The organism is Pantoea sp. RSPAM1, from assembly GCF_038816185.1.
Classification (GTDB): Bacteria; Pseudomonadota; Gammaproteobacteria; order Enterobacterales; family Enterobacteriaceae; genus Pantoea; species Pantoea ananatis.
In genome coordinates, this window is record NZ_CP046137.1 from 1,075,541 (window position 1) to 1,095,007 (window position 19,467).

The 19,467-nt window shown below is 53.6% G+C and carries 19 protein-coding genes; 7 read left to right on the top strand and 12 right to left on the bottom strand.

Going from position 1 to position 19,467, the window contains the following annotated elements:
- Positions 1-80 precede the first annotated feature (80 nt).
- Entirely contained in the window at positions 81-500 is a 420-nt protein-coding gene (locus tag GKC68_RS05715; protein WP_028725292.1) for a hypothetical protein, read from the top strand.
- On the opposite strand, the gene speG is transcribed toward GKC68_RS05715, so the two are convergent.
- Genes speG through GKC68_RS05745 form a run of 6 tightly spaced genes read right to left on the bottom strand, consistent with a single transcriptional unit; the run spans position 501 to position 6,027 of the window.
- Positions 501-1,046, bottom strand: coding sequence for a spermidine N1-acetyltransferase (gene speG / locus GKC68_RS05720; RefSeq protein ID WP_058706862.1), 546 nt, complete (start codon positions 1,044-1,046; stop codon positions 501-503).
- Positions 1,047-1,059: 13 nt separating this feature from the next.
- Positions 1,060-1,743, bottom strand: a complete 684-nt coding sequence (locus GKC68_RS05725) for an ABC transporter ATP-binding protein (RefSeq protein ID WP_028725290.1) — start codon at positions 1,741-1,743, stop codon at positions 1,060-1,062.
- The gene (locus tag GKC68_RS05730) at positions 1,736-2,566 is read right to left on the bottom strand and encodes an ABC transporter ATP-binding protein (protein ID WP_064366114.1); all 831 of its coding nucleotides are present in this window, start codon (positions 2,564-2,566) and stop codon (positions 1,736-1,738) included. Before GKC68_RS05730 ends, GKC68_RS05725 begins: the two co-directional genes overlap by 8 nt.
- Positions 2,556-3,404 carry an ABC transporter permease gene (locus GKC68_RS05735; protein ID WP_024471357.1) on the bottom strand — a complete coding sequence of 283 codons (849 nt, stop codon included), beginning with the start codon at positions 3,402-3,404 and terminating at the stop codon, positions 2,556-2,558. Before GKC68_RS05735 ends, GKC68_RS05730 begins: the two co-directional genes overlap by 11 nt.
- Positions 3,401-4,453, bottom strand: coding sequence for an ABC transporter permease (locus GKC68_RS05740; protein ID WP_013026851.1), 1,053 nt, complete (start codon positions 4,451-4,453; stop codon positions 3,401-3,403). The genes GKC68_RS05735 and GKC68_RS05740 overlap by 4 nt, the downstream gene beginning before the upstream one ends.
- Positions 4,453-6,027 carry an ABC transporter substrate-binding protein gene (locus GKC68_RS05745; RefSeq protein WP_028725288.1) on the bottom strand — a complete coding sequence of 525 codons (1,575 nt, stop codon included), beginning with the start codon at positions 6,025-6,027 and terminating at the stop codon, positions 4,453-4,455. The genes GKC68_RS05740 and GKC68_RS05745 overlap by 1 nt, the downstream gene beginning before the upstream one ends.
- Positions 6,028-6,705: 678 nt before the next feature.
- On the opposite strand from GKC68_RS05745, the gene mgtA reads away from it, so the two are divergent.
- From mgtA to GKC68_RS05765, 4 genes are all read left to right on the top strand, one after another.
- On the top strand, positions 6,706-9,378 hold the full coding sequence (gene mgtA, locus GKC68_RS05750; protein ID WP_252294980.1) for a magnesium-translocating P-type ATPase: 2,673 nt from the start codon (positions 6,706-6,708) through the stop codon (positions 9,376-9,378).
- A 478-nt stretch (positions 9,379-9,856) separates the two neighbouring features.
- Positions 9,857-10,636 (top strand): helix-turn-helix domain-containing protein, encoded by a 780-nt coding sequence (locus GKC68_RS05755; protein WP_110145260.1) that lies wholly within the window; start codon positions 9,857-9,859, stop codon positions 10,634-10,636.
- Positions 10,623-11,096: a hypothetical protein gene (locus GKC68_RS05760; protein ID WP_028725285.1), complete on the top strand. Its 474-nt coding sequence runs from the start codon at positions 10,623-10,625 to the stop codon at positions 11,094-11,096. Before GKC68_RS05755 ends, GKC68_RS05760 begins: the two co-directional genes overlap by 14 nt.
- Before the next feature lie 205 nt (positions 11,097-11,301).
- Positions 11,302-11,643, top strand: a complete 342-nt coding sequence (locus GKC68_RS05765) for a FaeA/PapI family transcriptional regulator (protein ID WP_254922529.1) — start codon at positions 11,302-11,304, stop codon at positions 11,641-11,643.
- 404 nt (positions 11,644-12,047) lie between these two features.
- Here GKC68_RS05765 and GKC68_RS05770 read toward each other — a convergent pair whose 3' ends face one another.
- From GKC68_RS05770 to GKC68_RS05780, 3 genes are read right to left on the bottom strand one after another with little or no spacing between them, the layout of a single operon-like run.
- On the bottom strand, positions 12,048-12,809 hold the full coding sequence (locus GKC68_RS05770) for an ABC transporter ATP-binding protein (RefSeq protein ID WP_028725282.1): 762 nt from the start codon (positions 12,807-12,809) through the stop codon (positions 12,048-12,050).
- A complete protein-coding gene (locus GKC68_RS05775; RefSeq protein WP_047713972.1) occupies positions 12,809-13,846 on the bottom strand; it encodes an iron ABC transporter permease in 1,038 nt (345 codons plus the stop codon). Before GKC68_RS05775 ends, GKC68_RS05770 begins: the two co-directional genes overlap by 1 nt.
- Positions 13,846-14,844 (bottom strand): ABC transporter substrate-binding protein, encoded by a 999-nt coding sequence (locus GKC68_RS05780; RefSeq protein ID WP_047713973.1) that lies wholly within the window; start codon positions 14,842-14,844, stop codon positions 13,846-13,848. The genes GKC68_RS05775 and GKC68_RS05780 overlap by 1 nt, the downstream gene beginning before the upstream one ends.
- A gap of 586 nt (positions 14,845-15,430) precedes the next feature.
- Between GKC68_RS05780 and GKC68_RS05785 the strand changes: the two genes are divergently transcribed.
- Entirely contained in the window at positions 15,431-16,375 is a 945-nt protein-coding gene (locus GKC68_RS05785; RefSeq protein WP_342656661.1) for an ATP-grasp fold amidoligase family protein, read from the top strand.
- On the opposite strand, the gene GKC68_RS05790 is transcribed toward GKC68_RS05785, so the two are convergent.
- The 3 genes from GKC68_RS05790 to GKC68_RS05800 all read right to left on the bottom strand — a co-directional run bounded on the left by GKC68_RS05790 (position 16,372) and on the right by GKC68_RS05800 (position 18,870).
- Entirely contained in the window at positions 16,372-17,439 is a 1,068-nt protein-coding gene (locus GKC68_RS05790; RefSeq protein WP_028725278.1) for an ATP-binding protein, read from the bottom strand. The two genes, GKC68_RS05785 and GKC68_RS05790, sit on opposite strands and share 4 nt — an antisense overlap.
- Positions 17,436-18,134 carry a response regulator gene (locus GKC68_RS05795; protein ID WP_028725277.1) on the bottom strand — a complete coding sequence of 233 codons (699 nt, stop codon included), beginning with the start codon at positions 18,132-18,134 and terminating at the stop codon, positions 17,436-17,438. Before GKC68_RS05795 ends, GKC68_RS05790 begins: the two co-directional genes overlap by 4 nt.
- A gap of 196 nt (positions 18,135-18,330) precedes the next feature.
- Positions 18,331-18,870: a GNAT family protein gene (locus GKC68_RS05800; protein WP_110957052.1), complete on the bottom strand. Its 540-nt coding sequence runs from the start codon at positions 18,868-18,870 to the stop codon at positions 18,331-18,333.
- A 370-nt stretch (positions 18,871-19,240) separates the two neighbouring features.
- On the opposite strand from GKC68_RS05800, the gene GKC68_RS05805 reads away from it, so the two are divergent.
- Complete coding sequence (locus tag GKC68_RS05805) at positions 19,241-19,405, top strand: hypothetical protein (protein WP_230624234.1); 165 nt, start codon at positions 19,241-19,243, stop codon at positions 19,403-19,405.
- The last annotated feature ends 62 nt before the right edge of the window (positions 19,406-19,467 follow it).

The window sequence follows — 19,467 nt, forward strand, 5'->3', positions numbered from 1 at the left end:
GATGATAGCCCGATTGAGACAGATGAAAAGGTGGGAAGGGCGGTTTACACTGTGCTTCCTGACTTTTATCGGATCCTTCCATGAAACAGCACATTCTGGCGCTTGCCGCCGCGATGCTTCTGAGCGGCTGCGCCACCATTGTTGGCACTGAAACTCAATCGGTTCTGATCGATTCACAGCCGCCGGGCGCGCGTTTTACCGTGCAGGATGAAAACGGCCGCCCGGTTGCGGAAGGATACACGCCGAAAACCGTTATCCTGGAAAAATCCAACCACCGCTACTTTGGCAAAAAACACTATCTGCTGATGCTGGAAAGTCCGGGCTATGTGCCAGTAACGGTGCCAATTGAGGCCCGCGCCAACCTCTGGTATCTGCTGGGAAATATTCCCCTGCTGGGTTTACCCGGTTGGTTACTGGTGGATCCGTTCTATGGCGGCATGTACAACCTGGAGCCTGAGCATCCAAGGCCTTACATGAATCCGGTCGGCGCGCGCGGCTGATTACTGGGCAGTGGGTTTGACCATGCTGCCCTGGGTTTTATGCCGTTCCAGATACTGATGCTGGAAAATGCACATACGGATCGTATTGCGGTACTCGCCATTGATAAAGAATTCGTGTTTTAGCACGCCTTCGATCTCAAAACCGAGTTTGCTGTAGATATGGATCGCTTTCTCATTTTCCTGATCGACAATCAGGTAGAGCTTGTACAGGTTGAGGACTGAGAAACCGTAATCCATCGCCAGGCGGGCGGCCTGGGTTGCCAGGCCTCTGCCCTGATGGGTCGGATCGATGATGATCTGAAACTCAGCACGGCGATGAACATGGTTAATCTCGACCAGTTCCACCAGTCCCGCTTTTTGCCCCTCATGTTCTACCACGAAACGTCGCTCGGTCTGATCGTGAATGTGTTTGTCATAGAGATCGGACAGCTCAACAAAAGCCTCATACGGCTCTTCGAACCAGTAGCGCATGACGCTGGCATTGTTATCAAGCTGGTGCACAAAGTGCAGATCTTCTCTTTCCAGCGGGCGGAGTCTGATGGTCATTATCTTTCCTTACTTAGGCTGAGGCGGCAATGTGCTCAACGATCCGCCCTTGCGCCATGCGTACGGCACGGTCGCACATATGGTCAATCACGTCAGGATCGTGACTCACCAGAACCATGGTCAGGCCATCCTGACGCTTGAGATCGTTAAGCAGATTGAGGATTTCAGCCTGTATTGACATATCCAGTGCTGATGTCGGCTCATCCAGCAGCAGTATTTTGGGCTGTAGCAACAGCGCGCGAACAATCGCCACGCGCTGACGCTGACCGCCGGACAGCTGATGAGGATAACGATCGGCTAACGACGGGTCCAGCCCGACATGGCGAAATCTGTCATCAATACGATCGTCAATGTTATCCTGCTTAAGCAGCCTGAGCGGCTCAGCCAGCGTGCGGCGCAAACGGTGGCGCGGATGCAGGGAAGCATAAGGGTCTTGAAACACCATTTGCACGTCCTGGCGCAGCGCACCGGTAAAGGTTTTGCCAGGCTGCACCGGATGCCCGGCCAGCTGCATCTCGCCCTGCCAGTGGGGATTCAGTCCAGCCATAACCCACAGCAGCGACGACTTACCACAGCCGGACGGGCCGACCAGGCCAAAGCACTCACTGGCGTTCACCTGTAGATTCACGTCGTGCACCACCGTGCGGAGATCGTAGCCCTGTTTGTGTGACACACTGAGGTTATGCAAATTAATCATGGTGGTTGGCCTCCAGCGCCGCGCGGTCCAGAACCGGCAGCGGTTGTCCATGTGTTGCTTTACTGGGACGGCATGACCACAGCGTGCGGGTATAGGGATGCGTGGCCTGAGGCAGATCGGCGGCCGGCAGCGTATCCAGCACCCTGCCTTTGTACATCACCATAACCCGCTCGCAGTGTTCCGAGACCTGTTGCAGGTCGTGGCTAATCAGCAGCAGACCCATGTTGCGTGACTCAATCAGTTGGCGGATCAGCGACAGCACCTGATCGCGCATGGCGTGATCCAGCGCGGAGGTCGGCTCATCCGCAATCAAAAAAGCCGGATCGGTAATCAGGGCGATCGCCAGCATCACGCGCTGGCCCATACCGCCCGAAAGCTGATGCGGGTAGAACTGCATCAGGGCTCGCGGATCGGGCAAGCCCACCGCGTCCAGCATATCGCAGACTTTTTCTTTACGTTCCGCCCGACTCAGGCGGCGATGCAGAATCAGCGGTTCTTCAACCTGCCAGCCGATCGTCCGCGCTGGATTCAGCGCATACTTGGGATCCTGCATCACCATGGCCACCCGATCGCCACGAAGCTTACTCCAGCTGCGTTCGTTCAGGGTCAGGGCATTTTCACCGGCGACCTGGAGCTGGGTAGCCTGCAGATGCAGTGACGGAGACAGCAGTCCCATCAGGGTCCGTGCAGTGAGGGATTTGCCGGAACCGGATTCGCCGACCAGCGCCACGCGCTCACGCCCGATTGAAAAGCTAATGTTATCGACCAGCGTCGCGTCGTCGCTGCGGATGCTGAGCGACTCTACCAGAATGTTATTTTGCATGTCGGGTATCCAGTCGGTCACGCAGGCCATCGCCTGTCAGGTTAAAGGCCAGGCTGGCAAACAGAATGGCCGCGCCGGGCGCAGCAGCGACCCACCACTGGTCAAATATGACCTTACTGCCTTCTGCTACCATTGAACCCCACTCGGCGGTCGGCGGTTGCACGCCCATGCCAAGGAAGCCCAGTCCGGCGGCGGCCAGAATAATCCCACCCAGGCTGAGTGCGGCGCGCACCACCGCGGTGGGCAGGCACAGCGGCAGAATATGGCCGAACATCAGGCGAAAACCGGTAATCCCCTGCATTCGGGCCGCCGCCAGATAGTCGCTGCGGCGCAGCGCCAGGGTTTCGGCTCGTGCCTGGCGGGCAAACGGCGGCCAACTGGTCAGCGCCAGAGCCAGCGCGCCGTTCATCAGTCCCGGTCCCATCATTGCGACCAGCGCCAGCGCAATCACCAGGTTGGGCAGCGACAGAAAAATATCCGTAATACGCATTAATACGCGCTCGGTCCAGCCGCCCGCGTAACCCGCGGTGATCCCCACCAACAGGCCAACCGGAATGGTCAGCACCAGGATCAGCGAGACCAGCAGCAGCGTCGGGCGCGCGCCATAGATCACCCGGGAGAGTAAATCGCGACCAAATCCATCGGTGCCGAACCAGTGTGCAGCCGAAGGCGGCAGCAACCGGCTGGCGATGGTTTGCAGATTCGGATCGTAGGGGGCAATAAGCGGGGCCAGCACTGCCATCAGAATCACAATCGTCACCAGCGTCAATCCAATGGTTAACGAGGTGATGCGGCGACGGGGTCGCACCGTTTCAAGTTCAGTGAGTTGTTGCGTCATCGTGTTCTCGGGTCGGTTAACCAGGTGAGGGCATCCGCCAGCGCGTTAATCAGGATAAAGCAGCCGCCGATTAGTAAGGTGGCGCCTAAAATCGCCGGCACATCGCCAGAGAAAAGCGCATTGGTCATGTAGCGCCCCACGCCGGGCCAGGCAAATACGGTTTCCGTCAGGACCGAGCCTTCCAGCAAGGTCGCGTAAGAGAGCGCAATTACGGTAATCAGGGTACCGAGCACGTTAGGGAAAATATGGCGCAACAGAATGCGCCCCCGTCCCGCGCCTTTGGCGCGTGCCAGCACCACATACTCTTTGCTGCTCTCTTCCAGCAGCGCCGCACGCAGCAGGCGGGTGATGCCAGCCATCGCCAGCAGGCCCAGGATCACCACCGGTAACCATAAGTGCGCCACCGCATTCCAGAATATTTCCCGGTCACCCGACAGCCAGCTGTCAATCAGTACGAAGCCGGTTTTCGGCTCCAGCGTATAGGCCCAGATATCATCCAGCCGCCCCGGTCCGGCAGACCAGTGCAGAACCGCATAAAACAGCAACAGGCCCAGCAGGCCCAGCCAGAAAACCGGCACAGAGTAGCCCAGCAGGGAGATAAAGCGGGCGACATTATCAATCCAGCTGCCGGGCTTCCACGCGGCAATCAGTGCCAGTGAAACGCCAAAGATGACGGCAAAAATCATCGCGCAGGTCGCCAGCTCAATGGTGGCCGGAAACGTCTGAAGCAGGTCGCTGCTCACCGGCTGGTTGGTCAGGCGGGATACGCCGAGATCGCCGCGCAGCAGGTGTTCAATGTAATGCCAGAACTGCATCAGTACCGGCTGATCTAATCCCAGATCGTGACGCACCTGCGCGTAGGTCGCTTCGCTGGCATGATCGCCAGCGATTTGCTGTACCGGATCGATCGGGGACAGATGCGACAGCATAAAGGTGAACGCCAGCAAACCCAGCAGGGTGATCGCCAGCGACAGCAAGCCTGATGAAAGGCGGCCAACGCGCCGCCAGACATGCCGGGCGGGCCCGGCAGAAGAGGCAGACTGTGCCATTACTTCGTTACCTGCGAGTAGTAAACCATGTCCGGGTTGATGCCCTGAACATAGCCCTTGAGGTTGTCGCGCAGGGCGATAAGGTTTTTCGCCTGCAGGCCAATCACATAAGGCGAGCTTTTCAGCACTTCACGCTGCATAGCCTGATACAGCTCAACGCGTTTTTTCGGATCGCTTTCAGCCGTTGCCGCCAGCACCTGTTTGTTCAGCTCCGGAATGTGCCAGTCGGAACGGTAAGCAATCGTCTTGCTGCCATCTTCCGGATTATAGGCAAATGACGCGGCGTTGGTGTTTGGATCAAAGTAGTCTGCGCCCCAGGCGTTGATCGTGCCTTCGTAATTATGCGCTTTGACGCGGGTCGAGACTTCAGAGCTCAGTCCCGGTAACACTTCCACTTTCACGCCGCCCTTGGCAAAGCTGCCCTGCAGGGCCTGAGCGATATCCAGGTAGGGAGGCTGATTGCTGGTAGACAGGGTGAAGCTGACGTTAGTCAGGCCGGCCTTTTTCAGAATCGTTTTGGCTTTTTCAGGATCGTAACTGTAAGGGTTTTCGTTTAATGCACCCAGAAAACCTTTCGGCAGAAACGTCTGGTGCACATCGAACTGGCCTTTCAGCAGCTGTCCGGCAATGCCCTTGTAGTCAAACAGGTAGCGCGCGGCTTCCCAGAAGGCCGGATTTTTTAAGGCGGCGTTATTTTTGTTGCCGATGTTGAACTGAATGTAATACAGCGAGGCCATCGGAATGGCTTCGGTTTTCACACCGCTTTTGCCCTGTAGCGAGGCGATCTGATCGGCCCCCAGGTTACGCGCGATGTCTGCATCACCTTGCTCAAGCAGCAGACGGCGGGCCGCGGGTTCCGGCACGTTCTTGATCAGAATATTTTTGATCTTTGGCGCCCCGGCTGGAGAGGTCGGATTGGCGGTCAGGATCACGGCCTGGTGCATCACGACCTTGCGAATCTGATACGGGCCGCTACCGGCGGAGTTCGTGGCCAGCCAGCCGTTGCCCAAATCGCCTTTTTCGGCGTGCGCGCTCACGGTTTTTTCATCGACTATGGAGGACACTGGTGCTGACAGCAGGCTCAGCACATAGGCCGGGCTAACGTCGGCCGTCCAGCTGATTTGCACATGGTCGTCATCGACCTTTTTCAGGAAGCTATCCACATTATCTTTATTCCAGCCGAGCTGGGTAAGAATAAAGGAGGGATCCAGATTCAGTTTCACGACGCGACCCAGCGAGAAGATCACATCTTCCGGACGCAGGGGATTGCCGCTGGAGAACTTAGCGTCTTTACGCAACGCAAATGTCAGGCTGCGATTGTCACTGCCTGGCTGCCAGGACGTTGCCAGCGTGGGTTTTAAATCAATTGGGTTCTGCGGGTCAGACTGGACCAGCCGCTGATAAATATTGGTAAACGCCTGTACGCTGGTGAGTTCAAATCCCTTCGCCGGATCGAAGCTGTCGGCATCATCGGTCGACTGCACCACGACTAACGTATCTTTTGGTGTGGCAGCATTGACGCTGAAGGCGGTGGCCAGTGACAAAGCCAGCAGTGATGGAATTATTTTTTTCATGGAAAATCCTTGCCTGAGAAAGTAACGCGAGTGTACGAAAGGGCTCATGCAAAGAATAGTCCATTATCGGCTAATGATATGCAAAAAAGTTATAACAAATGCAGGCCGGTTATAAGACGCAAACAAAACGGCTGTGCGAAACAGAAACGGTTAATAAACGAGATGGCAATTGAGCGGTTATTTTCCTTTACCCGAAGGGCCTGGTGTTTATACTACGTGAAAATATTTGCAGGAGTCATACATTGGACAGTCACCCTAAACGCGATTTCACTCCGGCAAGCTAACTGCATTTCGCTGCTTGCCACACGGCGGGCAGCAATCCCTTCTTTAGATCACGATTGCTCTCCTTAAAATTAACGCTGTAGTCACCGCGAAAGCACGCTATGTTGATGTATATTCTGGCACTTTTTCCTCCGCCTCGACAGGCGTAGCTGCGGGCTGCGCACCCTTTCACTTTCAGCTTTCTTTTGCTTTGCGTTTATTTCGCAAGGCCCGACATCTTTCGGCCTGATATTACGGCCGCAGAGTGGGAAAAATAACTTTTTCTAAGAGACGGGCTGATTCAATAAACCGGTAATCACCGGAAAACCAGGCATGCATTATTTGGCATGCAGGATATCTGTTGCTTTAAATCAGGGAGATGTCGACATGAGCGACATGAAACTCGAACAAGCCGCGATGGCTTACCATGCGCATCGTGCAGCAAAAAAATCACACACCCCTTATGCGATTGAACGTGAAGCACGTTATCGCACCGATGTGACGCTGACGAATCTGCACAGCAGCTTCGAGGGCCTGACCCATGCGGAAGCCAGCGCGCGGCTCAGTGACTATGGTCGTAATGAAGTCATGCATGAGAAGGCCCCCTCTGCGTTTATCCAGCTGATTACGGCATTCAATAATCCGTTTATTTATGTGCTGATGGTTCTGGCACTGGTGAGCTTTATAACGGATTACTGGCTGCCGTTGCGGGCTGGCCAGGAAACCGATCTCTCGGGCGTGGCGATTATTCTTACCATGGTGACGCTGAGCGGGCTGCTGCGTTTCTGGCAGGAGTTTCGCACCAATCGTGCCGCTCAGGCGCTAAAATCTCTGGTGCGTACTCAGGTGACCGTGCTGCGTCGGGAAGAGGGCTGTGCAATCTCCCGTCGCTACGATATCGATATGCGCGAACTGGTGCCGGGGGATGTCATTTTACTGAGCGCGGGCGATCTGGTGCCCGCCGATGTGCGCCTGCTGACCTCACGCGATCTGTTCATCAGTCAGGCGATCCTGACCGGGGAATCCCTGCCGGTAGAAAAAAACGATCTCAGCGCAGGCGTGGAGATTGAAGAGCAACCCGGTCGCAGCGTGCTTGAGCTGAAAAACAGCTGCCTGATGGGGACCAATGTTGCCAGCGGCACGGCCAGAGCGTTAGTGGTCGCCACCGGCAGCGAGACCTGGTTTGGTTCGCTGGCGGCCTCTCTGTCCGGCCGCCGTCCACAGACATCGTTTGACCGCGGCGTGAACAGCGTGTCCAGACTCCTCATCCGTTTTATGCTGGTCATGGTGCCGATTGTGTTACTGCTGAATGGCTTTACCAAGGGCGACTGGATGGATGCCATGCTGTTTGCGCTGGCTGTTGCGGTGGGCCTGACACCGGAAATGCTGCCCATGATTGTCAGCGCCAATCTGGCAAAAGGTGCCATTGCGATGTCCCGCCGCAAAGTGATTGTTAAACGCCTGAACGCCATTCAGAACCTGGGAGCAATGGATGTGCTCTGTACTGATAAAACCGGCACGCTGACACAGGACAATATTTTGCTGTCGGCGCATCTCAACGCTAACGATGAAGAAGATGCTCGCGTCCTGCTGCTGGCATGGCTTAACAGCAGCAGCCAGAGCGGTGCGAAAAATTTAATGGATCGCGCCGTGCTGAAGTTTGGTGAGCAAACGCTGTCTAAAGCGCAGTGCAGCCAGTTTCAGAAAGTGGATGAGCTTCCTTTTGACTTCGTTCGTCGTCGTGTCTCGGTCATCGTGGAGGATTTGCAAAGCCACCGCCCGTTACTCATCTGCAAAGGCGCTGTAGAAGAAATGCTGGCGGCGGCGACCACGCTACGTCAGGGCGATACCACTGTTCCACTGTGCGAACAAAAGCGCGCGGAGCTGCTCGCGCTAACCCGGCACTATAATCAGCAGGGTTTTCGTGTGCTGCTGGTGGCCACGCGCGAGCACGGGATATCGGTGCCGCTCAGCCGTGAAGATGAGTGCGAATTAACGATTGAAGGTTTGCTGACATTCCTTGATCCGCCTAAAGAGAGCGCGGGCAAGGCGATACAGGCACTGAAAGACAGCGGAATTCGCGTTAAAGTGCTGACCGGCGATAATCCTCTTGTGACGATGCGCGTCTGTCAGGAAATCGGGCTGGCTTCAGAAGCCATGCTGACCGGTAATGAAATCGAGGCCATGAGTGACGACGAGCTGCGCCGGGACGTCGAGCGCTGCATGATCTTCACCAAACTTACGCCTCAGCAGAAGTCACGCGTGCTTAAACTGCTGCAACAGAATGGACATACCGTTGGCTTTCTCGGCGATGGCATTAATGATGCGCCCGCGCTGCGCGAGGCGGATGTCGGCATTTCGGTCGACAGCGCGACGGATATTGCCAAAGAGTCGTCCGACATTATTCTGCTGGAAAAAGACTTAGCGGTACTGGGCGAAGGCGTGCTAAAAGGGCGTGAGACCTTTGGCAATATCATCAAGTACCTGAACATGACGGCCAGTTCGAATTTCGGCAACGTGTTTTCCGTGCTGATAGCAAGTGCGTTTATTCCTTTTCTGCCCATGCTCTCTGTACAGCTCCTGATTCAGAACCTGATGTATGACGTCTCTCAGTTGGCGTTGCCCTGGGATAAAATGGATCGCGAGTTTCTGCGCAAACCGCGTAAATGGGATGCGGGTAACATCAAACGTTTTATGCTGTGGATGGGGCCAACGTCTTCCATTTTCGATGTCACAACCTTTGCCCTGATGTGGTATGTGTTTGGCGCCAATCACGCCGGTGCGCAGTCGCTGTTCCAGTCCGGCTGGTTTGTTGAAGGGTTACTGTCCCAGACGCTGGTGGTGCACATGTTACGGACGCAGAAAATCCCCTTTGTTCAGAGCTGTGCCCGGTTACCAGTGCTGCTGACCACGCTGGGTATTTCCGCCGCCGGTATTCTGCTGCCGTTCTCGCCGCTGGGCGCAATGGTCGGGTTAGTGCCCCTGCCATGGCACTATTTCCCCTGGCTGGTGCTGACGCTATTCAGCTATTGCCTGGTCGCGCAGGGAATGAAAATGTTTTATATCAAACGTTTCGGCCGCTGGTATTAATCCGGCTGCAGGAATACACCGATAACGTCATAAACGACAGGTGGATGCCGAAACCGCGTTGGCCAGGCATCCACCGCCCGCCGTGCTCTCCCCGTATTGCTGCCGATCGCACACTTTGTTTTGGATCAATCCTTCGAAAGTGATGCCATAAATGTAATCAAGCTGCTGGTCATTATCTCTCTCCCGTCAGATTTCTCTGATACAATTTCACATTATTTACCGCGCCAGCCGCCAGTGTCGGGGGATCTTGAGGTGAGCCGGTATGGGGCTGGCCGCGTTCACTGCTGCGGGTGCAGGTTGTTAACCACCTGAACCTGCTATCGCCATGACGAGGGCCAGGTCCTGCCGTAGCGGATTCCGCGTTCACCCTTTGTATGCCTTCGCGAGCCATTGCGCTTTTCTCCCATGCCGATAAGGGTTTGTTGCCACGCATGTGTTGCTTATTGACTAAACACGCAGTTTGTTGCCGGTGAACAGGATGCAACAAACGGAGTATGTGATTGACGATTTGGTGCGGTTTATACCGGCTCAGGGCCTGCTATGCCTGGTGGATTCCAGCGAGACCAGCGTGCCGCTATCGCCTGCCTGCAACCATTTACTGGAAATGTTCCTGAAAAGCGCCGGCGTCGTGCTGTCCCGCGAGCAGATCCTGGATAACTTCTGGCAAGAGACGGGCGCAACGCCTTCTTCCAACAGCCTCAATGCCTACGTTTCTGCCATTCGACGCGGCCTGTCTTCACTGGGCATAGAGCAGGAGGCGATTACCACGGTGTACAAGGTGGGCTTCGTTTTCAATCCCGCCATTCGCATCCAAAAATCGGCCCTTCAGCCCCCAAATTCCGCGGGCGAACCGGCGCCCACTTCCACATCCGTCACGCGACGCAGCTGGCGCGCCTACTGGCTGTCTGGCGGTTTTATCTTGCTGTTACTCGGCGTGCTTCTTCTTCCGCTACTTCTGAAAGAGAAAAGCATCACGCCCGTCAGCGTCGCCCGGCTTGACGGCTGTGACGTCTTTTATCTTCCTGTTCACCCCGGTGAATCGACCTTTCCTGTTGAACGCGTGTGGCACAAGCTGATTGCAGACAGCGGAATGGCGTGTCAGAAGGGCGGTCGGTATATGTTTTATGTGGACAGAAATGTTACGGCAGGCCACAGCGGCAACGTCTATGTCTCGTACTGTGTGAGAACGAAAGACGAAAAAATAGCGTGCTCAAATTATACCGAGCTGGGATGGAGGCCAGATAATGATAAACCCTAAACGACGTCTGGCCTTATTGCTGTGCCTCATCATTGCCCTGGCGGGCGTGGTCATGTATGCCAGCTATTATTACGTGCGATCGCACAGTGACATGTTTGAATTTACCTGCGCGGCCAATTTAAAGCAGCGCGATGCCGCTACTGACTTTCATCTGGACGCCAGTTTTGTGCTGACGCTGCGTTATTCTGGCGACGCAATGGTCTCCGTTGATGGCATCGTACATAAAAATGGCAAGGATTACGTATTAAGGCGCAATGCCGAATTCCGCTATTCACCTTATATTCAGTCTCTGTATAAACTCAATCATTTTACCCTTCATCCGGGTGTGCGGGATAATGTTCCTGACAGCGTATTGAATACCAACTTCTCCTATCTTTATATCAGCAAAATAACCGGTATGAACGATGCCGTACTTATCGGTAGCCGTGTGATGCCACTGATTATCTGTCATACCCGCTAACGGATTGACCGGGCAGGCACGGCCTTGCCTGCCCCTCGCCTGTCCTCATTCTTCTTGCCTCGCCGCTGTCTTTTTCTGGTTTATTATTTTGTATTTTTTTATAAATTCAGGATATTAAATCTAAAAACAAGCATGTTTAAGTGTTTATGGTTGCCTGAGGGCGAAAATTGTTAAATTGCATCGTCGGCTAAGATTGCGGTCGGTTGTGGCGGAGAGCCGTTACCGATATGCGCTTATACAAGCGTTTGATTTCGAGAATGAAGTCGGATTTTTACCTTACGAGGAGCCAGCGATGAAAAATTTAGCTTATAAAATTCAGTGTGAGGCGAAATGGAATCAGCTTCAGGAAACGGAAAGAAAACCAAAAATGAAAGATGTGATGATGTGCCTGATAAAGCGCCAGGCGGAAGGCATCGTGACGCGTGATGTCGCGGATGAATGCGATATGTCTATTTATGCTGCGCGAAACTGGTTATTAAAACTGGAAAATAGTGGATTATTAAAAAAAGAGCCCGGGCGTAAATCCTGCAAGTGGTTCATCCTCTAAATTTTTCATTATCTTATTTCTGTCGTGATAATATTTCTGTCGTGATAATAAGCAGCCATGAACGCTACGCTTTTTTAAGGGACTACATATTATCAGCAGGGCAACGGCGTGCACGAAAGGAAAAGCGCCAGCTTAATATGGCCTCGGGGAAGGGGCGTAGCGCAGCAGCAGGCTGCCCATGATGCGATTTCGGCCAGCACGGCAAAAACGCCCTCGCTGCCCGCGCGCCGTAGCATGCGCCCAGACTGGCAGCCTGTCCTTGCGCAGAAAGAGGCCTGCAGTGGCACGACCGCATAAAAGCCAACAGTGAACACAAACCGGCAGGCAGAACAGGCGATCACAAACGGCTGGCCGGGCGCAGCGGAAACGGTGACATCGCGTTAAACATTTAACGCAGCACTGAATCAGGCATAGTAATGAATATGCTTCTTGCCATGGACGGGCGACGTCTCGATTTTCGTCCTGACCTTGAATACGTCCCACAGCAGCGACTCTGTAAGTATCTCATCAGGCGATCCCTGCGCAATCAGTTCGCCCCCCAGCATCACAATCAGCCGGTCACAAAACAGCGCCGCATGATTCAGATCGTGGATAGCGACAATGCTGGTGACCGGAAGCTCGCTAATGAGCTTCATCAGCTGGAGCTGATGGTGAATATCCAGGTGGTTAGTGGGCTCATCGAGCAGAATTTCATTGGGCGCCTGGGCCAATGCTCTGGCGATGTGTACGCGCTGGCGTTCACCGCCGGACAGGCTCTGCCAGCCCTGATCGCAGCGTGAGCACATATCCACCCGCGTCAGCGCGGCTTCCACTATCTCATCATCATGATGTGTCCAGCTGGAAAAAGGGGAGTGATGCGGAATCCTTCCAAGCTTTACGACGTCACGTACGGTCATATTGGCGCTGGTTAACGCATGTTGCTCAACAAAAGCCACACGGCGGGCAAGCTGCTTTCTGGCAATCAGGGACAGATCCTTGCCATCCAGCATCACCTTGCCCTTGTGTTGCTTACGCAGACCGGCCAGCAGGCGCAGCAGCGACGATTTACCGGAGCCGTTCGGCCCCAGCAAGCCCACGGTTTCGCCCGACGAGACCGCCAGGGACACATCGTTTACGATGACTTTTTTTCCTACCCGCCAGGTAAGGTTTTCCGCGCTGATACTCATTATTGCGTCCTGGAGCGATAAATAATAATTGCAAAGAAAGGCACGCCAACCAGCGCGGTCACGACGCCAACCGGCAGGCTCTGCGGCGCAATCAACATACGTGAAGCAATATCCGCCAGGACCATCAGAATCGCGCCCGCGATGGCACAGGCAATCAGTAAGCGGCGGTGTAACGGGCCGAAAAAGAAGCGCATCACGTGGGGAACAACCAGGCCGACAAAACCGATCGAGCCAGCCATACTGACAATCGTGGCGGTCATCAGGGCGGTTGCCGTGAACAGCACCAGACGCACCACGCCGACCGGAATCCCCAGCGAGGCGGCGGCGTCGTCACCGAAGGTAAAGGCGTCCAGCGCGCGGGAATAGTACAGGCAGACCGCTAAACCGATGACCACTATCACCAAAACCAGCTGAAACTCAGGCCAGCGCACGCCGCTGAAGCTACCTAACAACCAGAACATCACGTCACGCGCCTGTTGGGCATTGGCTGACGTACTGATGGTATAGGCGGTAATCGCATTGAAAAGCTGCGACGCTGCCACACCCGCCAGAATGGTACGCTCTGTGCCACCGCGTGCGCCATTGGTCAGCAGTGCAACAAAGGCAAAGGCGGCAAAGGCGCCGGTAAAGGCGCCCAGCGACAGGGAAATCGCACCGGCCCCGACGCCCGAGACCACGATCAACACCGCACCCGTCGATGCGCCGGCAGAAACGCCCAGTACGTAAGGTTCGGCAAGGGCATTTTTCAACAGGCTTTGCAGTACAGCACCGCAAATGGCCAGACCGGCACCGCTCAGCGCCGCAACCAGCGCACGGCTTAAACGAAAGTCCCAGATAACGCTTTCGTGTATACGGTTCACGGGCACATCCGTCATGCCCAGTTTATTGGTCACGGTGTACACCACGGATTTCAACGGTATCGATAATTCGCCTACGCTGACGCCGAGCGCGATAACTATAAACAGCACGACGATGGCGATGATTGCGACAGCAATAAAACCCATGCCACGCCGTGCCTGAACAACCCCTTCACGCATTACTTCAGATCCATCTTACGTAACTGTTCGCCAATCTGTTCTGCCCCGTAAAGGGTACGAATCGTCGGGTTCATTGCCTGACCGTCCATCACCACGATATGGCCTTTTTTCACCGCATCCAGCTGGCTGACCGCCGGATCGCTTTTCAGGAACTTAATCTTTTCTTCGGCGTTATCCAGTTTCCAGCGATTACGGTCAAGGCTGGTCACAACGATCACATCCGGATTGGTGGCAATAATGCTTTCCCAGCTTACGGTGGGCCATTCAGTTTCAGTGGTGATGGCATTATGGCCGCCTAACACATTGGCAATAAAACCGGATGCGCCGTTTTTACCGCCGACGTAAGCGTCGGCAGAGGGCGAGGAGCTGGAGAACCAAAACAGGAAGGAGAGATCTTTCTTCCCTTTCGGGAAGGCCTGTCTCAGGGCGCTTTCGCGTGCTTTAAAGTCGTTGATCACCTGCTGGCCGCGATCTTCTACGTTAAAGATTTTGGCAAAATCGGCGATCTCTTGATAAACGTAGGACATATTCCACAGCGTGGCGCGGCTACCGTAGATATCGCCGGTGTTCTGTTTTGTGGCACACATGCCCGGAGACAGATAGGTGTTGATGCCCACTGACGCAAAGTCTTCGCGTTTGGCGACCTTGCTGTTCGGCCCCATCAGCAGCTGAATCTGTGCCGCAACAAAATCGGGGTTCTTCGCCAGGATGGATTCCAGCGTGGGGATCTCGACGGTCAGTACCGGCACTTTGGCATTTTTTTCCGCTAACTGCGGTAAGACTTTGGTCGGCCAGAATGCACTGGCAACCATTTTATCCTGTAGCCCCAGCAGCAGCAGAATTTCAGCGGTATTCTGCCCCAGCGCCACCACGCGTTCAGGTGCCTTGGTGAATGTCTCTTTCTGACCACAGTTTTCAATCGTCAGAGGATAGGTGGTCGCCCAGGCGGAACTCGTTGTCAGGAAAATAAAACTTAACAGGCTAAGCATTTTTTTCATTTGTATCTGTCCATTAATAAATGAGACTGCGTGCTTTTTAACATTCTGGCGCGGCGGATTTTATCAGACCTAAAATGTAAATAGAAATCATTATTATATGAGTTGGCTTTTAGCTGAAATGTATAAAGATTACTTGAGTGAAACAAATCAACGTGCCAGCCTGGTCATTATTAAAATAAATAACACTGAGCTAAAACAGATGAGTAAAACCTTCATCACAATTAGGGGAGTAATAGTTAATGCAATGATAGATGAAATAATATTAACCATAGGAAGAGAGTGAAGCACGGCAATATGCGGTTTAGCGTTCCTGACGGACTGACGGACTGACGGACTGACGGACTGACGGACTGACGGACTGACGGACTGACGGACTGACGGACTGACGGACTGACGGACTGACGGACTGACGGACTGGGTTGCGGGCACCGCACGCGGGAATGCGTCTGCGTTTCCCTGGCGAAGCGCGTCGGCAGCGCCAGCAACGTTTTCGGCAAGCGCTGGCGGCTCCATCTCTGCTCCATCATCCACACAAACTCCAGCAATCTATTCTGCTTATCATCCTGCCACTTTCGTGGAGGATAAGATGAAGACGCTGAATTATATCGCTAAATATGTTGAATATAACCTCAAAATCATCAGGTGTTTTTTTATTAGCGACGTACTTTTCCATACGCAACGACTGCGCCCGTTGTTAAACAGAGAGCCGGATCTGATTCATCCTGTCACGTTGAATGAAAAAATGTGCTACAGGCTACTCTATGACAGGAAGCCGCTTTATACGCTGCTGGCAGATAAGCTCGCTGTGCGTCACTACGTCGCCAGCCGCACGGATGAAGTCAGGATCGCGCCCTTAATTAAGACCTATAAAAGCACCAAAGAGATTGATTTTACCGTGTTGCCCGATACCTTCGTTTTAAAGTGCAATCACGACAGTGGCAGCACGATAATCTGCAAAGACAAAACGGCGTTCGATAGTCAGTCTGCTTTATTAACGCTGGATTTAGCCCTGAAAAAGAACATGTATTACTGCACGCGAGAGTGGCAATACAAAGACATTACGCCCACCATTCTGTGTGAAGAATATATCGAACTGTTTGAGGGAAGGGACCGAAGCACTACGCCCGAAATGTTGCGTATTCACTGCTTCGACGGCAATGCGAGCATTATCGAAGCGGACTTTACTGATGAACAGGGCAGGGAGTACGTGAATGTGTACAACAGAAAATGGGAACTGCAGCCCTTCCGGATAGCCTATCCCCATCATCCTGCTTTTATACCGGAACCGGCGCTGTTTTATCGCGCCCTCTCTGTTGCGCAGGCGCTGGCAAAAGATATCGACTATTGCCGGGTCGATTTAATGCTGAAGGACGACAGCCTGTACTTCAGCGAGATCACGCTTACGCCACAGCGCGGTAAGCTCAAAATCATTCCCCAGGAATGGGACACGATACTTGGCGCGATGTGGCAACAGCAGGCGTACCATAAAACCTTCCGCCTTCCTTCAAGCCCAGAGGCGGATTTGCGCTAGTCCGCGTCAGGCCAGCGCAGTAAAAAAAGGGAGCCGCCCTGGGATGATGTCCGGTAACGAATATCCCCCCCATGAGCCTGCATAATCGCCTTCGCGACGGATAAACCCAGCCCGCATCCCGCCGGGTTTATCGCACGACCAGCGGCGCCGCGTTGAAACGGCTCAAACATATGACGCTGGAAGTCGTCGGGCACGCCCGGCCCCGTATCTTCCACTTCAATAAAAAACAGGTTGTCCTGATGTCCGCTTCGGACCCTGACGATGCCCGGCGTGGCGTAATTAAGCGCGTTATCAAATAAAATGGTCAGGCACTGAATAATGCGCAGCGGATCACACCGCGTCACGACATTATTTTGCTCGATGATGAGGTTAAATCCCTGCTCCCGAAACGGGTGACCAAACGATGCGCCAGCGTTTTCCAGCACGTCGCTCATTACCACGGCTTTCACATCCAGCGTAAAGGATCCGCCTTCTGCCGCTCCCACGACGCGCAAATCGTCGATAAGCCGTGATAATCCTTCAGTCTGCCTCAGCAGGCTTTTGAACAACGGCGGATCGGGTTCAAACACCTCTTCAACCAGCCCCTGCAGCCTGCCGCGTAAAATCGTGACCGGCGTTCTGAGTTCATGGGCGATCGCCGCATTCCAGGACTTTCTTTGGTTTTCCAGCGTCTGCAGCTTTTCCGCCATTTCGTTAAAATCCCTGACTAAGGTATTCACCTCACCCAGGCTGCTCTGACCGTTTGCGGCACGTGCGCTCAAATCGCCCTGAGAAATCCGTCGCAAACTGGTGGCAACGGAACTCAGGGGATTGAGTATTTTGGCGGAGAGTTTGAAAGCAAACACTAAGGCAATCAGGAAGCTGATGATCGAGCTGATAGCGATCCAGACCCAGTCAAAGACCGTCATGCTTTCACTGTTGCTGGCGGACAAACCGCCGGGGAAGTTGTCAATAATGAAGCTGTAAAACAGATAGGAACCGACCACGGCCACAATAATGATGCTGAACGTCAGGGACAGCATAAACAGAAGAATTTGCCGACTAAGCGCTTTATCTTTATTCACTTCTGTTCACCCAGCCGATAACCAATCCCACGAATGCTTTCCGGTACGCCGTTTAAGCCACAGCCCTCAAATTTTTTACGCAACTTACTCATGTGGCTGTCTACGGTTCTGTCTAGCGTGTCACTTTCGGGCAGGCAGGCATTGAGCAGCTCTTCACGGCTGAAGACCTTACGGGGATATTTTGCCATGTGCGTCAGAAGCTTGAATTCTGTGGTGGTCAACACAGGCGTAAACGTCTGTCCATTGCTGTGGATCTCCACACAGAACTCATCGGTGTAGATGGTCATAAAGCGGGTTCTGATCAGGGATTGAGGGACAGCCTGATTTTTTGCTCTGCGCAGCACGGCCTCAATACGGGCCACCACTTCTGAAGGATTAAAGGGTTTAACGATATAGTCGTCGGCACCCAGGCGAAGCCCCATCAGCTTATCAATATCCTGATCCAGCGCGGTCACCATGATCACCGGCGTGTTGCTTTCTTTACGCAACGTTGAAAGCACATTCCAGCCATCGATTAGCGGTAACTGGATATCCAGCAGCACCAGGTCAGGCTGTAAGGTTTTAATTAAGGCCAGAGCGCTTTCCCCCTCTGCTGCATGTACCGCTTTCATTCCGGCGCGTTTGATATAACTCATTAATATATCAGAGATTTCAAAGTCATCCTCTGCCACAAGGATTAGATTGTCGTTGCTCATAACGCCCTCAAAATTAAAAACACCTGTTGCGGATGATGGGGCAGCACAGCCGGAGGAGAAGCGCGTCCTTTCATCAGGAACATTACGCCTGTCATGACAGGCAGGCCAGCAAAAGCACTGCGCAACAGCATGAAACCCGCAATCAGACCTTAGCCAACAGCCACGTCACGCGGCGACAGAAAGCATGGAACGCCTGTTAGCTGATACGCCACTCTTTTTGCAGGATGGCGTAAACCTGGGTATTTTCATAAATCGCGATGCCATTGTGATCCGTGAATGACACATGCTCTTTAAAGCATCCTTCCAGCCGCATGCCCAAACGCTGGCATAACCGCTGCGAACCTGCGTTGTCATCGGCGACATAGGCATAAATGCGCCTGACATTTTTTTCCCGAAATAAATAATTAAACAGGCAGGTTACGGCTTCCTGAGCATAGCCATGGCCTTGGTAGGCAGGATTCAGATACCATCCTACGTTCCGGGTACGGGCATCCGGTTCTTCGTCATCACAGGCAAAAAGATGACCGATTAAGTCGCCTGTCTGTTGCAGACACAGGGCAAACTGTGTGGCGTCAATGCTCCTTTTCCGCGCCTCCTGGACGGCGGCCTCAAGATCGGCCAGTTTCTCATCGAAAAAGCAGGCCGGATAAGGCGCGGATAAATAATTCAACAGGCCCTGAGCATCCTGTTGTAAAAATCGTCTGATGAAGACGCGTTCACTTTCAGCTATTTTCATCTCAAACTTTTCCCGGGATAAAATAAAGGAGAATATCTTGTAATTTTGTGTCCTGATAATCTCTGTCGCTGTCAACGTTCAGCGTATATTACGTCCTGCGCTTTTGTATTGTCTATCAAATATATTGCGCTGAATGTGACGTTTTTTTATTTTTACTTATCCATACTCTCTCCATAAACTTTACATAATAGGTCATTGTCAGGCGGGTACACTCCGGAATAATGCGCATTATTGGAGAGTATTCGTGATGACGCCGCGTAATTTAGTGAGGTCCGGTTTTTGCTTTTTATTTTTACTGCTCTTCACCACCGGTTTGCATTCTTCCAGCGTCGTACTGCTACAGCGAGCGTTAAGCGTTCAGGAGAGAAGCGTGATCGCGACGATCTACCGGCCTGTGAAACAGATTAATCGCCATGAGCGAACCGTCCAGACGCCCTTCTGGGAGGCGGTAACCACCAATGCGCTGGCCTGCCGGGGCGGGCGCGTGACCCGGCTTCTGTATAAGGCCACGCTGCGCCGACTGAAGGATGCGTAAATGTACATAGCAAACAAGCCAGTTATTACCATGATGAATTGACAAACTGGCGTTTCACTCTA

Excerpts from the sequence above, each read along its gene's own strand:
- GKC68_RS05715 (WP_028725292.1), top strand. The coding sequence starts at position 81 with ATGAAACAGCACATTCTGGCGCTTGCCGCCGCGATGCTTCTGAGCGGC.
- GKC68_RS05730 (WP_064366114.1), bottom strand. The coding sequence starts at position 2,566 with ATGCAAAATAACATTCTGGTAGAGTCGCTCAGCATCCGCAGCGACGAC.
- GKC68_RS05725 (WP_028725290.1), bottom strand. The coding sequence starts at position 1,743 with ATGATTAATTTGCATAACCTCAGTGTGTCACACAAACAGGGCTACGAT.
- GKC68_RS05755 (WP_110145260.1), top strand. The coding sequence starts at position 9,857 with ATGCAACAAACGGAGTATGTGATTGACGATTTGGTGCGGTTTATACCG.
- GKC68_RS05740 (WP_013026851.1), bottom strand. The coding sequence starts at position 4,453 with ATGGCACAGTCTGCCTCTTCTGCCGGGCCCGCCCGGCATGTCTGGCGG.
- GKC68_RS05770 (WP_028725282.1), bottom strand. The coding sequence starts at position 12,809 with ATGAGTATCAGCGCGGAAAACCTTACCTGGCGGGTAGGAAAAAAAGTC.
- GKC68_RS05800 (WP_110957052.1), bottom strand. The coding sequence starts at position 18,870 with ATGAAAATAGCTGAAAGTGAACGCGTCTTCATCAGACGATTTTTACAA.
- GKC68_RS05745 (WP_028725288.1), bottom strand. The coding sequence starts at position 6,027 with ATGAAAAAAATAATTCCATCACTGCTGGCTTTGTCACTGGCCACCGCC.
- GKC68_RS05775 (WP_047713972.1), bottom strand. The coding sequence starts at position 13,846 with ATGCGTGAAGGGGTTGTTCAGGCACGGCGTGGCATGGGTTTTATTGCT.
- speG (WP_058706862.1), bottom strand. The coding sequence starts at position 1,046 with ATGACCATCAGACTCCGCCCGCTGGAAAGAGAAGATCTGCACTTTGTG.
- GKC68_RS05735 (WP_024471357.1), bottom strand. The coding sequence starts at position 3,404 with ATGACGCAACAACTCACTGAACTTGAAACGGTGCGACCCCGTCGCCGC.
- GKC68_RS05760 (WP_028725285.1), top strand. The coding sequence starts at position 10,623 with ATGATAAACCCTAAACGACGTCTGGCCTTATTGCTGTGCCTCATCATT.
- GKC68_RS05780 (WP_047713973.1), bottom strand. The coding sequence starts at position 14,844 with ATGAAAAAAATGCTTAGCCTGTTAAGTTTTATTTTCCTGACAACGAGT.
- GKC68_RS05795 (WP_028725277.1), bottom strand. The coding sequence starts at position 18,134 with ATGAGCAACGACAATCTAATCCTTGTGGCAGAGGATGACTTTGAAATC.
- mgtA (WP_252294980.1), top strand. The coding sequence starts at position 6,706 with ATGGCTTACCATGCGCATCGTGCAGCAAAAAAATCACACACCCCTTAT.
- GKC68_RS05785 (WP_342656661.1), top strand. The coding sequence starts at position 15,431 with ATGAAGACGCTGAATTATATCGCTAAATATGTTGAATATAACCTCAAA.